Here is a 13756-nt window from a genome sequence, read left to right as displayed (position 1 = left end):
GGAAGTATTCTATGGAGACTTTGTACCAGGTTCTAGGACTTATTGGTGCCGGATTGATTATTTTCATTTTATACCGCACGATAAAAGGAAAACCCGAGCAATTTAGTAAAGAAAGTTTAAATAAAAGTTTTTTTACGATGGGCGTCTTGGCACTTGTTTTGATTGGCTTTATTGCACTACTCATTTTAATTTTAAGAAATACATAGATTGTAGCCTGGCTGCAAGCAACCAGGCTACGCATTGTATTGCGTCTAATGTGAAGGCGTTGCCTTACGATAATGTCCTTCATTTTCTTTTAAATAAAAGGCAACATGTGGATTGTTGATGGGCACTCGACTGGTGTCCGCAATCAGCATACATTCTTCCACATAAGTAATTTGACTGCTGTCATCAACCAATAAACGATACCAAGGATTTCGCGTAGCAAATTCACGTTTATGTGCTTGCGGATTATAACGACCGGAAGCCTGAAATAGCGGATCAACGTCCACTACAATTGCTCTGTAGCGGCTGTGTTTATGAATGACTAAATCCCCAATATTGAATTGTGCAATTTTATCCATATAAGCCTCTTTGTTGGGCATCTTGAACAATATATCGGTAGAAATCAAATAAGCTTGAAGGTTATGGGAGACGGCAAGGAAGAAAATAAAATAATTGCGCGCGATCGCCTGTTGTATTCCTGTGCCCATCGCATAGTCAGCTAAAATTGTTCATATTTCTCGTGGATTAAAGACTCTATTCAGTATGTTCTTTAATAACGATGGCGAACATTTTTATTAACATAAATAGAACGAGTAACACAGCGAACAAACTGGCAAGTTCATAAAAAACTTTAGGGTAGGCTGGACTATCTGGTGTAATAGGTTGAGTCGTGCGTATTAAGCTATTTTCAGACGTATGCATATTCCACAGAACATATACTTGTTGCGTCATATCAAATTCTGCTTGGGCAAATTTTAAGAGTAGTTTTTTTTCTTCCCAAATATTATCGTGTACCGGCATTTCAGGTTGTTTTTTTATTTGCTGTAATTCCCATGCCGCAGCAATTAATTTTTTTTTGGCTAAATCTAATCGTTTTTGAATTAACTGCTTTTGGGCCTCTGCCCCTTCTTGTTCAATTCTATGAAACAAATTGCTTGTTTGCTGCATGATGGCATCAAGTAGCATTTTGGCTTCTTGCGCAGAAAAAGCACGTACAGTAACGGTTAATTCATTAGTAATTGGATTAATATTGGTTATTACTTTTTTATTGTAGTAATTAAGCAGTTCATTTTGAGATGCATTTGTTTTTAAGCGGGATAAAAAATCAATATGATGAGCGCTATAACGATTTTTTATTTCCACCATCTTTTGTAATTGTAAAAGTAAATTAAGCGAATGAATGTATTCTTCCAGTAAAAAAATACTGGTTTCTTTTGGTTTTGAGTTAAATTGGATATTTTTATTAAAAAAACTACTTAGTCTATTAATAGGGACCAGTTTATTATTTTGTTTGAATAAAATACCGGCGCTGGATTCATACTCTGGTGATTTGATAAATTCCAGGTAAGTTGCTGTAGATACCCATGGAGCAAGCACGACAAGGAAAAATAATACATTTTTACGAAGCCACGAAGTGAGGTAATGAAAATGAATTTTTTTTAAGCGTTGATATATCAAGAAAATTACGGCAGCTTTATTATAAGATTTTGATTTATCAATCGGTTGCAAACACTCCATTCTTTTAGCCCTTTCTAGTATAAGGTATTAATCATTTCTTAATTGGTTTTTAATTTGTTGGTTGAGTGGCCGCCAGATGTTAAACATATAAAAATGTGAGGTTATTAATCAATGTACTTACAAATACCTTGAAATTTTAATGTTCCATAATTTCTATCATCAGTTTATTACGAAAAACAGTATACATCCCTAAGCCTAGAGTCATCGAGATGGTAGCACATTTAAATAGGTAAAAAACATCACCAAATGTATTGTACTCTAGAGCGCTGTTAGAAAAGCATTCTCTGGATATAGTAATAAATTGAAACATAGGATTCAGCGCAAAATAGATTTTATATTGTTCAGGAAGCATCTGGGCACTAAAGAAAATGCCCGAAAATAGATACATAATGCGCATAAAGGTTTTAACTGTTTTTTTCACATATTTTATAAAAAAAGCGGATACCGCTATAAATAATCCTAGTCCTGCGATAAAAAGAACATAGAGCGCAACCGCAGTTAGCCAACGTAAGGGATCTTGTATTTGCCAACCGATCCCGAGCAAGGAGAATACTAAAAGAGTGCTACAAAAAACTAATCCCATAATCCCCAGCTCGGTAATAAGTAAAGCAAAAACAGGATCTAGGGGTTTAATCTGCCTGAAAAAAAATAGCCCTCTATTTTCCGCAATGATTATGGAGCAAGAATTAAATATATTATAGGTAAACAACCAGGGGATAGTGCCTAATAAAATGAATGTTGCTAGTGATAAGTTGTTATAAATTTCCTGATTACGAAATACTCTAATCATAGTCCACACTAGAACATGTACCCCAGGCTCTAAAAAAATACCTAATAAATCAAATATTCGTTTGTTACTGGCATTCATTGTAAAACGTTGCTGAAGATTACGAATAATTAAGGCGTACACCGATGATTTCATTACTGCCCAAGAGGTTTTGTTGCGAGTAGAAAGATTGGAGCTGATCATTGCGAGTCATTTTCGTCAGTTGCTGTAATGCCTTATGATACCTATTGCTCGACTCATTTTCTATTTTAATTAGGTTATGCCAGCTTACTATCGAGATCGTGAGAAGCAAGATGTTCTGCAAGACACAATTTTTCTATATAAAGGTTAAGGATTTTGCCAGTGTCGAGATGGATGTCTGATTATTCATCGTATATACTACCTCGTTTATTAGGCTAAACTGATTTAAAAAAGCCGGATTATATGGATTTTTCCACTAACATCGAGACATTTTTATCTGACAATATATCGGATACGGTATTCATCCAAAAAGCCTATTACTATCTTTTAGGCAGAGAACCAGATCCTCACGGAATGCAGCATTATCTTTCTTTGCTTCATGATGGCGCAGATAGGATGTCGATCTTGTCTTCTTTACGTTTTTCTGCGGAGGGTAAGAGAAGATATAAAAGAATCAAACAGTTTGATCAAGCCATCATACGTTATAAACGGCGCTCTCGCATTCGACGTTTAATCATTCGTTTAATAGGACGGAAAAAAAAGAGTCCTTCCACTAATATTCAACCGCTGTTATCAGCACGGGAACAAGTAATTTATTTACAACTTCAACAGGCACTTCATTCAAACAGGGAGTAGTTATTATAAATGCGCATTGTATTGGATTTGCAAGGGGCACAAACAGCGAGCAGCATCCGTGGTCTTGGTCGTTACTCACTTTCACTTGCTAGGGCAATTGCCCAGAATCCTCGTGGGCATGAAATAATCATAGCACTTAATGGCCACTTTGAAAAAACAATTGAACCTATACGTGGCTTATTTTCTGGAATACTTCCTCAAAAAAATATTCAAGTTTGGACTCCTCCCGTTTATCCTGCTTCTAGTGACAATTCTCTATTACAACAAAAAATATCGGCACACATTTATGAAGCATTTTTGGCTAATTTAGCCCCTGATTTAATTCATTTTCTCAGTTTCTTTGAAGGATATGGTAATCCGGCTACAACCAGTATTGATCAGTTTATTTCTGTATGCCCTATCGTAGTGAGCCTACATGATTTAATCCCTTTAATTTATACTCAGGATTATTTAGAGCCTAATACACACTATAAAGAATTTTATCTGCGTAAAATAGAACAGTTTAAACAAGCAACAGCATGGTTTGCAGTATCTAATTCAGCGGCACATGAAGGCGAATCACTATTAAAATTAGACAAAGAAAAAATAGTTAATACTTATGAAGGTTGTGACTCCATTTTTAAAAAAATAACGATTCCTCACGTTGAAGAGACAATTCTGCGTAAAAAATTTCATTTGGCTCAAGCGTTCATCATGTGTGCCGGTGCAACAGATGTACGTAAAAACCATTTAAGTTTAATCAAGGCATATGCGAAGTTACCTGCGCTGCTTCGTAAACAGCACCAACTCGCGATTGTTGGGGATTTGCCTGAACATGATAAAACAACCTTTTTAAAGCTTGCCAAAACTTGTGGTTTAAAAGAGCATGAATGTGTCATCACCGGCAAGGTTACTGATCTTGAGATGGCCAAGCTTTATAACCTATGCCATTTATTTGTTTTTCCTTCGTGGCATGAAGGATTTGGACTGCCGGTATTAGAGGCAATGAGTTGTGGTGCAGCAGTTATTGGTTCTAATACCTCAAGCATACCGGAGTTAATTAATGATGCAGACGCTTTGTTCAATCCTTTTGATGAATTAGCGATTACCAATAAAATGGAGGAAGTACTTACTAATGAATCCTTTAGATTATCGTTGATTGAAAATGGATTAACACAAGCGCAATTATTTTCATGGGATAAAAGTGCTCAATGTGCTGTGACGGAGTATGAAAAAATCCATGCCATGATGCTAGAAAAAAAACAGCCATTAAACGTCGGGAGTAAATCTCGTCCTCGATTAGCATTTGTATCTCCTTTGCCTCCGGAAAAGACGGGTATTGCTGATTACTCTACGTCATTACTGTCAGTTTTAGCGTGTTACTATGATATTCATGTAATCGTCGAACAAAAAAAGGTCGATTCGGCGATAAAAGCAAAGTTTCCAGTACATGATGCGGCTTGGTTTATGAAGCATTCTAAAGAGTTTGACCGCATAGTCTATCAGTTTGGTAATTCACCATTTCATCAATACATGCTTTTTTTGTTAAAAAAAGCCCCAGGAATTGTAGTACTGCATGATTTTTTCTTGAGTGAGTTGTTTGCTTGGGACACTGCAAAAGATGAGAGTGCTTGGTTACAAACTCTTTATCAGGCTCATGGTTATTTGGCTTTAAATTGTCACTTAGCACAGAAAAACATTAAGAAAAAATATCCTCTTAATCTCAGTGTATTACAACAAGCACAAGGAATAATTGTTCATAGTGAACATGCACGCCAATTGGCGAATCAATGGTTCCCTAAAAATAAAACTGCTCATTGGGCGGTCATTCCTCATTTCGCAGCGCCTCAATCTGCACCGGTAAATCGTATCCAATCACGGGCGTTCTTAGGTCTAGAAATGAATGAGTTGGTGATCTGTAGTTTTGGATTTATTGCACCAACTAAACTGCATCAGCAAATAATAGAAGCCTGGAGTCATTCAACTTTAGCACGGAATAAAACGTGTAAATTGATTTTTGTGGGCGAAAATCATGGTGGTAACTACGGTAGCAATTTATTGCAAATGATAAAGCAATCACCCAATGCAGAAAATATTCTTATAACAGGATGGGTTGATAAAGCGATCTTTGAGCATTATTTGGCCGCTGCAGATATAGGAATACAATTGCGAACTGATTCTCGAGGAGAGACTTCCGGCGCTACCCTTTATTGTATGAGTTATGGGATCCCCACCATTATTAATAAGCATGGTTCAATGGGAGAGTTCCCAGATGACGCATTCTGGGCTTTGCCTGATGAGTTTACCAAAGAACAACTCGTCGAGGCATTAGAGCGATTGCACGATGATCTCGATTTACGGATCAGTTTAGGAAAAAATGCGCGAAACATTAGTGAAACTCAGTATGCTCTTAATCTGTGCGCTAAACAATATGAGACGGCGATAGAGGGTTTTTACAAAAAATCAAAAGCCAATACTCCTCAATTAATTCAATCATTAGTACATATTGAGCCAGGTAATTTTTTTATGGATCCTCAAGAGGAGCTAGCTGTTGTGCGTTCAATAGCACAAAATAGTTCTTTACCTGTTGCCAGTAAACTATTATTTCTTGATATTTCAGGAACAGTTGGTACGCAACTAAAAACAGGCATAGAACGGGTATCCCTTGCTTTAACCCGCACACTTATTTTGTCTCCTCATTCAGGATATCGAGTAGAACCGGTATATTTAAGTAATCAAAATGGTCAATGGCATTATCGGTATGCACGTCAGTATACAGCGACGCTTTTGGGATTACCTGCTCATACCTTTGTTGATGATATTGTTGATTTTAATAAAGATGATATTTTGTTAGGGCTGGATCTGGATCGAGATAAAGTGATTCAGGCTAGTCAACAGGGTTTATACCGTCAATTAAGAAATTGGGGATTATCCGTTTATTTTATTATCCACGATTTATTGCCTATTTTACTTGAGCAACATTTTCCACCAAATACATATGAGACTCACTTTTTATGGCTAAAAGCAGTAGCACAATTGGATGGCGCCATCTGTATTTCAAAGACCGTGATGAGTGAGATGCAGCAGTGGCTTGAAGTGAATCAGCCAGAACGTTACCTTGCTTTTAAACTGGCATATTCTTATTCTGGGGCTAATTTTGCGAACCCTTTGGCCACCTTATCGATACCTAATGGCCAATCTTCAATAGTCGATACAGTCAATTCTCAACCTGCTTTTTTAATGGTGGGAACAGTTGAGCCACGCAAAGGACATTTACAAGTAATCGAGGCCTTTAGTTTATTATGGCAACAAGGCTATGAGGTGAATTTAATTATTATTGGTGCAGAAGGCTGGTTAGATTTACCAGATAATCAACGGCGTACTATCCCTCATATTGTTCATGTCTTAAATACGCATCCAGAAAATGGGAGACGGTTATTTTGGTTTAAGAGCGTAAGCGATGAGGCATTGCAAGAAATGTATCAACATGCTTCCTGTTATATTGCTGCAAGTGAGGGAGAGGGGTTTGGTTTACCTTTAATGGAGGCTGCAAGCTATCACCTTCCAATTTTAGCTCGAGCAATTGCGGTATTCAAAGAAATTTTGGGAGACAATGCGACTTATTTTGAGACGCGAGACAGTCAGAAACTAGCTAAAGTTATCATCAATTGGCTCGATGAATTTGATAAAGGATCATGCCCTACGCCACAATTGCTCAAAAGCCTTACTTGGGAAGAAAGTGCCAAAAATTTACTAGAAATACTAGGAGGTGATCAATGGCCAATCCGCTGGATGCCAAGACCGATAACCAAGGTGCATGATGTACAGGAAGAAACAGTCAGTTGAGTATATGTAATCTATTTTAAACGGCGAGCTCATGATTAATACCGATGCTAATAATGCAAAAGAGTATATAAGAACTTTATATCGAGGCGTGCTTCATAGGGAGCCAGATGCGGAAGGTTTTAACAATTGGCTACATCAGCTAAATTCGGGAGCTATGCAGCCCTATGAAATTTTTGAATGTTTTTTAGCTTCGGATGAAAAAAAAATGTTAGCCAGTAAGCTTGCTGGGGCTAATTATCATGTTCCTGATGAGCTCATGATAACTTCTTATCCTATCAATCGAGTTCTTTGTATTGGTTCTTGTCTTATCGAATCATGGATTAACATCATTGCTCATGTCGGAGGCGGGACGGTTTGTGATCATATTTTGTATAATAATGTTGCCGAATTGCCTGAACAACCACCAGTGCCAATCGATGAATATAATTTTCAAGTGATTCAGATACCGTTAAGATCCGTTTTACCAGAGACTGCTTTTTGGGGCTTGGACTATACCACAGAAGAGCCTTTTCAGGCTTTATTTGCAGAAACGAAACAAAGAGTAATTTATTTTCTGCAAGCCGCATTGCGCTGGAATGTGCAGTATGGATTATTAACTTTTGTATGTAATTTTCTTACACCACAACAAAATCCTATGGGAAGACTATTTCCGCGTCATGATTATCGTAATATGCTTTATTTTATTGAACAGCTAAATGTTTTTTTGTCACGAGAATTGTGTTCTTACCAACAGGTATATTTTCTGGATATCAATCAAATTTCTTTTATTCATGGACAAAAAAACGCTCGAGATGATGTGTTGTGGTTATCAGTACATAGTTCTATCTTATCTGATTGGGACTATCAGTTTGATCAAGATAGAGTTCAACCAATACAGCCAGCGAGTTATTCATTTATCACCAGACAAAAAGAATATATTGAAGCAATCTGGTTGGAACTGGTTGCCATGTATCGTTCAATCCGACAAGCTGATGCAATTAAATTAGTGGTTTTTGATCTGGATAATACGCTTTGGCGAGGCGTTGTTGCAGAAAGCGAGCAAAAGGGGTATTTAACTTTGGAAGGCTGGCCACTTGGCCTGATTGAAGCAATTCATGTGTTAAAAAAGCGAGGTATTTTGCTGGCCATAATTAGTAAGAATGACGAACAGCATATCCGTATGCTCTGGCCGGAAATTATGGGTGGCTTAATTGATTTAGATAGTTTTGCTTCCATCAAAATCAATTGGAATTCTAAAGTAAATAATATGCAAGAGATTCTTAATGAGCTTAATTTACTTCCGGCCAATGTTCTTTTTATCGATGATAACCATGTTGAGCGGGCGCATATTAGGAATAGTTTCCCAGAAGTTCGTCTATTAGGTGATAATCCCTATTTGATTCGACGAGTTTTATTGTGGAGCCCTGAGCTGCAGGTTGCCCAATTGACGAAGGAGTCTGCGCGTCGCACAGAAATGGTGCAAGCGCAAATGCAAAGAGCACGGGATCATCAAAAACTATCCCGGTCTGAGTTTTTATCATCATTGAATATCCAAATAACTCAGAATAAAATTCACACTACAAATCATCAACGCTTCTCTAGAGTTCTCGAACTTTTAAATAAAACGAATCAATTTAATACAACCGGTCAGCGTTGGACTCATGAGCAATGTGTGGCGCATTTTTCCTCTGGGGGGGTAATTTATTTTTTTGACGTTGCTGATAAATATTCTAATTATGGTTTGGTGGTTGTGGTCATTCTTGCTCACTCTTCTATAAAACAAATGGTTATGAGTTGTCGCGTCATTGGCTTGGATATTGAATTGGCAGTAATTAACTCAATTTGTCATGAATTATGGAATGATGGCTATGTTGATGTTGATGCCGCGTTTGTTGAAACAAAAACGAACCTCCCAGCACGAAATCTTTATAAACAATGTGGGTTTATTGCTCATGGCACGATTTGGCGCAAGCAGCTGCATGAACATATCGCTGAACATATACCTGTGTGCCGCGAAATCTAAAATCAGACACCAAGACTTGTTATTATTGGCAAGCATAGTAATATCATTGGCATTCTTTGGCCATACTCGATCGTTGTGCACAATTTATTGACCCGACTCAATTTGCTACGTAGTTCTTTTAAAGAAATGCAATTTTATGTGACGTTCCGCGTGCATTGGCGAAAAATTGAAATTACAACAGCAAAATATAGGCATTGGCTTCGTCGATTGGGGAGAAATTTATTTTGGATTCTAACCCATCGTTTTTATATTAAAAAAAATCAAAAAAAATCGTTATCTTTACTACGCCTCATGAATAACTCATCCCAAGAAGCAGTGATAGATAAAACTAAAGTGCAACGAGTTTTAGATGATCTTACAAAAAATACTGCTTCAATAAATATGGGTTCGCCAGTGTTATTGGCGCATTTGCAAAGGTATGTTAGCGATGCAACCGTTTTGCACGATGCACCGCAATTATTCATTGATATATCTGAGTTAGTTAAAAAAGATTATGCAACGGGCATTCAACGCGTAGTCCGCTCTATTTTAATTCATTGGCTTTTAACTCCCCCTTCAGGGTGGCGGGTACAGCCGGTGTACGCCACTAAATATGATGGCTATTTATATGCTCATCACTTTACGATAAAACTATTGGGAAGCGATAAATTTTTTTTAAAAGATACTCCTATAGCCTATCGTGCGGGAGATATTTTTTTAGGATTGGATCTTTGTTATGAAATAGTGATCGCGCAACAGAACTTTTATCAAAAACTGCGAGCATGTGACGTTAAAACCTGCTTTTTAGTCCACGATTTATTACCGGTTTTAATGCCACATTATTTTCCTAATGTAGCAAGCAAGTTATATCGAGATTGGCTTGAGGTAATTGTTAGCAGTAATGGTCTTTTTTGTGTCTCGCAAAGTACGGCCCAAGCGTTAGAAGAATGGATAACAAACAATAAACTAAAGCCAAGGGGTAGCGCGCCGATCTCTTGGTTCCATCTGGGGTCTGATCTACAAAATTCGGTACCAAGTTTGGGATTGCCTGCAGATGCAGAATTATTTCTTAAACAACTACAGCAGCATGTGAGCTTTTTGCTTGTTGCGACTTTGGAACCACGAAAAGGCCATAAGCAAACCCTGGATGCTTTTGAGTTGTTATGGCAACAAGGTCATTCTATTAATTTAATTTTAGTGGGCAAAACCGGTTGGATGATGAACTCTTTTGTAGCACGCATCAAGTCTCATCCTCAATACGGCATTCATTTATTCTGGATAGACAATGCGAGCGACCAATATGTGCAACAATTATATGAGGCTGCTACGTGTCTACTTTTTCCTTCAGAAGGGGAGGGATTCGGTCTACCAATAATTGAAGCGGCTAATTATGGATTACCTATTTTGGCGCGTAACCTCCCAGTATTTAGAGAGATTGCGGGCGAATATGCTCACTATTTTAGTGGTTATAAGGCTGCTGAGCTCGCGGAAGCGATAAGTAATTGGATACGGCTTTACCAACAGGGGTTAGTAACCGACTCATCAGCAATGCCCAGATTAACTTGGGCGGAAAGTTCTGCTCAATTATTAGCCCGTATTAACCCTGGCGATTATATAAATCAATAGCGTCATCTATCCGATGATAAACAGATAATTGTTGCTTATTAAGATAGATGGCCTGATTACAAAACTGTTTCACAGTTTCCATATCGTGTGACACCATAATAATGCCTTTATCTGCAGCTTTATCTTTAAAAACATCTAAACATTTTTGTCTAAAATAAGAATCACCTACAGCTAAAGTTTCATCGATTACATAATAATCAAAATCAAAAGCCATGGACATGCCAAAGGCTAATCGTGAAGCCATTCCTGAACTATAAGTTGAAACCAGCATGTCAAAATAATTGCCCACCTCAGCAAAATCTTCAACAAATTTTATTTTTAATTCTTGCTCTGCAGAACTACAAGAAAAAAGGCGACATATAAAGCGAATATTCTCTCGCCCTGTTAAGTTATTAATAAATCCGCTGCTTAAACCAATTGGCCAAGAAATAGTACCAGAGCGCGTGATTGCTCCCTCGTTAGGCCGTTCCACATCACATAACAAACGTAATAAAGTAGATTTTCCTGCCCCGTTGGGACCGAGCACAGCAAGCTTATCTCCAAAATTCAAAGTAAAGGATAATTTTTCAAAAAGGGTGTTACGCTTGCCGTGTACTTTATAATATTTAGTAATATTATCTACAATAATCATTTTGCCTGCTCATTATATAATGTAATAACAACAAAAATTCTTTTGCCAAAACGTGTTTTTATCACAGTTAAGTTTATAAGGTGACTTAATCCAGTCCTCAAGCGCATGAGAGGATTCTACTTTATTAATTATTGCGGTAATAGTCTGTCTTAACTCTTTACGCGATACCTAATCAACTAAAAAAGGATAGTGTAAATGATTTGACCTAACACTTGGCGCGTTTTGTCTTATCTGTTCTGATGGCTCTGTTACCAACATTCCGAAAATAAAATAACTGTGAGGGGGCGCTCATTATGGTGATGCCGTCGCTCAGTTGGATTGTTAAAATATTCCATGATAGAATTTTAATTACATTAATTTTCAACTTTATCCTTATGAATTTTATCAAATTTTCTTGCACTGCTGCTCTGCTTGCAACCAGTTCTTTGTTAGCTGCAGCAGCTGCCCCTACTGTAGGATGGACTGGCTTTTATGCTGGCATTAATGGTGGTTATGCCAATGCGCATAATAAAGTACGCACACATGTTTCTACGCTGCGCACCTTACCCTTGCCCATTGCTTCTCCTACACTAGGAGCGTCTACTTCGGTAACTGCAGGCACATTTTCTTTATCACCAACGTATCAAGACTTTATCGGTGGCGGACAGGTTGGATATTTGTACTCTTTGAATCATTTTGTTCTGGGGGTAGAAACGGATATTCAAGGCATAACTCCTGGAACTAAAACAAGTTCTGCACACCAAATTGTTCCCATTCCTAGAGCTACCACGTCAAAAATAGAGTCAAATTTGGCTTTAACTCAGGATATTGATTATTTAGGAACAGTACGTGGACGCTTAGGCATTCTAGCTACCCCTTCCTTGCTTTTCGCGGCAACAGGCGGTTATGCCTACGGGGGAACTCGTTTGGATGCTGAGCTTGCTCAGAATTATCTGGGAACGGCAAATAATTTAGTAAAACGATTTACCAGTGATGTGCATTCCTCTTCGACACGGAGTGGTTGGACTGTAGGGGGGACTTTAGAATGGCGTTATCAAGGGCAGTGGAGTACGAAATTAGAATATTTGTACTATGACTTAGGCTCCAAAACATATAACGCAACTCCTCTAGTCAGTATGATTAATGGGGGACCCAATGCCGGGGATGCATTTTTTGTTAATGCCGTAAGTGCTACCTCGCAATTCAATGGCCACGTAGTTCGTTTAGGTATTAACCACTTATTTGCGTGACGCTTATTTACGTGCCCGAAAAAAGCATGAAGGTCGGGCCTTGGCCCGACAATATAATTGTTGCAAATTGGTCTTGCTGCTCCACTTCAATGCGCGGAAAATTTTTTAATTGTGCCATTCAGGATTCGACCGAAAATGGTCCAGCTCAATCGAGTTTATCCCCTTTGCAGCATAGGCTTGCTGAACTGCTGTCCATGTTTCATCATATGCATTCACACTTGGAATAATGAGATAATGGACACAGGGATCAAGCACACATACTTTTTCGCCTGCTTCGATCAAGCCTTCGGCAGCTTGTTGAACGCAAATATTTCCGCAAATTCCCGTAATCATCAGCTCGTTGTATGCTTGATTTTGAAAAAACTGGAGAAAAGACAGCGCACACTCATCATAAATAGGATTTGTTGCATTTAAAAAGCATGGATCACTTAAATCAATTCCCTCTTTCAGTTTCATTCCTGCGGTAGGCGCAGAGAAATTGATTTTAGCAAAGCGATAGATTGGGATTTTTCCTTGCAAGCGCTGTAGCCGCTCTTCGATGGGCTGTGAAATAGCTGCACCTATGGTACCGGTCACACAATGTAACCCATATTGATTCGCTTCTGGATTAGCTTGCTGTAATTCATTATATTCAATATGCAGGGCTCGCTGAGTATGTATTTTCCCATAACTTTGCATCATTATCTGCGCGTCGATGCTGTCCATAGTTCGTTGTGCCACATGCGCATCTTGCGTGGTAATAATCTCGATTTGACGGCAAAGTATGGGGCGATTTGCAATAAGTTCGGCGAGCGCATCAAGTAATGCCATATTACGAACCAGCGTAGTTTCGCCACCCGGGGCATATAAAGCAAAACCTTGCAGTACGAAGTCATTTTGTATATCGACTAAAATAATGGCTAATTTTTTAGTTTCACTTAGTTTTTCGCGGACAACTTTTTTTAATTCTTCTTTTAGCCAAGGATCTGATTTACTGTATTGCTGTTTGATTTCATGAAAATGAGACGAGACATGTTGACGTAATAATTCTTGTGTCTGAAGATGTGCTACCAGCCTTAATTCATTGGACATATTCATCTTATCTTAAATAAGAAAATTAAGCTGAATGATACAAATATAAACGGTTTATTTCTATTCTA

The 13756-nt window shown here is 38.1% G+C and carries 11 protein-coding genes; 6 read left to right on the top strand and 5 right to left on the bottom strand.

Going from position 1 to position 13756, the window contains the following annotated elements; all coding sequences use genetic code 11:
- Window positions 1–11: 11 nt before the first annotated feature.
- On the top strand, window positions 12–206 hold the full coding sequence (locus tag BGO44_RS14875) for a hypothetical protein (protein ID WP_058511467.1): 195 nt from the start codon (window positions 12–14) through the stop codon (window positions 204–206).
- A gap of 45 nt (window positions 207–251) precedes the next feature.
- On the opposite strand, the gene hspQ is transcribed toward BGO44_RS14875, so the two are convergent.
- The 3 genes from hspQ to BGO44_RS14860 form a co-directional block, all read right to left on the bottom strand.
- Window positions 252–563 carry a heat shock protein HspQ gene (hspQ, locus tag BGO44_RS14870; RefSeq protein ID WP_058511742.1) on the bottom strand — a complete coding sequence of 104 codons (312 nt, stop codon included), beginning with the start codon at window positions 561–563 and terminating at the stop codon, window positions 252–254.
- 175 nt (window positions 564–738) lie between these two features.
- Window positions 739–1722 (bottom strand): hypothetical protein, encoded by a 984-nt coding sequence (locus BGO44_RS14865; protein WP_058511468.1) that lies wholly within the window; start codon window positions 1720–1722, stop codon window positions 739–741.
- 136 nt (window positions 1723–1858) lie between these two features.
- Entirely contained in the window at window positions 1859–2692 is an 834-nt protein-coding gene (locus BGO44_RS14860; RefSeq protein WP_058511469.1) for an ABC transporter permease, read from the bottom strand.
- Window positions 2693–2932: 240 nt separating this feature from the next.
- Here BGO44_RS14860 and BGO44_RS14855 point away from each other — a divergent pair, with 240 nt between their 5' ends.
- The 4 genes from BGO44_RS14855 to BGO44_RS14840 all read left to right on the top strand — a co-directional run bounded on the left by BGO44_RS14855 (window position 2933) and on the right by BGO44_RS14840 (window position 10757).
- Entirely contained in the window at window positions 2933–3325 is a 393-nt protein-coding gene (locus BGO44_RS14855) for a DUF4214 domain-containing protein (RefSeq protein ID WP_058511470.1), read from the top strand.
- Between the two features lie 9 nt (window positions 3326–3334).
- Window positions 3335–7150 (top strand): glycosyltransferase, encoded by a 3816-nt coding sequence (locus BGO44_RS14850; protein ID WP_273198699.1) that lies wholly within the window; start codon window positions 3335–3337, stop codon window positions 7148–7150.
- A 31-nt stretch (window positions 7151–7181) separates the two neighbouring features.
- On the top strand, window positions 7182–9152 hold the full coding sequence (locus BGO44_RS14845) for an HAD-IIIC family phosphatase (RefSeq protein ID WP_273198701.1): 1971 nt from the start codon (window positions 7182–7184) through the stop codon (window positions 9150–9152).
- Between the two features lie 75 nt (window positions 9153–9227).
- Window positions 9228–10757 (top strand): glycosyltransferase family 4 protein, encoded by a 1530-nt coding sequence (locus BGO44_RS14840; protein ID WP_273198703.1) that lies wholly within the window; start codon window positions 9228–9230, stop codon window positions 10755–10757.
- Here BGO44_RS14840 and BGO44_RS14835 read toward each other — a convergent pair.
- Entirely contained in the window at window positions 10729–11388 is a 660-nt protein-coding gene (locus BGO44_RS14835) for an ABC transporter ATP-binding protein (protein ID WP_058511474.1), read from the bottom strand. The two genes, BGO44_RS14840 and BGO44_RS14835, sit on opposite strands and share 29 nt — an antisense overlap.
- 374 nt (window positions 11389–11762) lie before the next feature.
- Here BGO44_RS14835 and BGO44_RS14830 point away from each other — a divergent pair, with 374 nt between their 5' ends.
- On the top strand, window positions 11763–12617 hold the full coding sequence (locus BGO44_RS14830; RefSeq protein WP_273198704.1) for an outer membrane protein: 855 nt from the start codon (window positions 11763–11765) through the stop codon (window positions 12615–12617).
- A gap of 105 nt (window positions 12618–12722) precedes the next feature.
- Here BGO44_RS14830 and BGO44_RS14825 read toward each other — a convergent pair whose 3' ends face one another.
- A complete protein-coding gene (locus tag BGO44_RS14825; RefSeq protein WP_273198705.1) occupies window positions 12723–13688 on the bottom strand; it encodes a cysteine hydrolase family protein in 966 nt (321 codons plus the stop codon).
- Window positions 13689–13756 lie beyond the last annotated feature (68 nt).

It is taken from the genome of Legionella sp. 39-23 (assembly GCF_001897665.1).
GTDB lineage: Bacteria > Pseudomonadota > Gammaproteobacteria > Legionellales > Legionellaceae > Legionella > Legionella steelei.
The sequence above is the reverse complement of the archived record's forward strand: the minus strand, read 5'-3'. Positions and strand labels throughout refer to the sequence as shown.

Coding starts and splice junctions, on each gene's coding strand:
- BGO44_RS14850 (WP_273198699.1), top strand. CDS start 3,335: ATGCGCATTGTATTGGATTTGCAAGGGGCACAAACAGCGAGCAGCATC.
- BGO44_RS14835 (WP_058511474.1), bottom strand. CDS start 11,388: ATGATTATTGTAGATAATATTACTAAATATTATAAAGTACACGGCAAG.
- BGO44_RS14855 (WP_058511470.1), top strand. CDS start 2,933: ATGGATTTTTCCACTAACATCGAGACATTTTTATCTGACAATATATCG.
- BGO44_RS14860 (WP_058511469.1), bottom strand. CDS start 2,692: ATGATCAGCTCCAATCTTTCTACTCGCAACAAAACCTCTTGGGCAGTA.
- BGO44_RS14845 (WP_273198701.1), top strand. CDS start 7,182: ATGATTAATACCGATGCTAATAATGCAAAAGAGTATATAAGAACTTTA.
- BGO44_RS14865 (WP_058511468.1), bottom strand. CDS start 1,722: ATGGAGTGTTTGCAACCGATTGATAAATCAAAATCTTATAATAAAGCT.
- BGO44_RS14830 (WP_273198704.1), top strand. CDS start 11,763: ATGAATTTTATCAAATTTTCTTGCACTGCTGCTCTGCTTGCAACCAGT.
- hspQ (WP_058511742.1), bottom strand. CDS start 563: ATGGATAAAATTGCACAATTCAATATTGGGGATTTAGTCATTCATAAA.
- BGO44_RS14825 (WP_273198705.1), bottom strand. CDS start 13,688: ATGTCCAATGAATTAAGGCTGGTAGCACATCTTCAGACACAAGAATTA.
- BGO44_RS14875 (WP_058511467.1), top strand. CDS start 12: ATGGAGACTTTGTACCAGGTTCTAGGACTTATTGGTGCCGGATTGATT.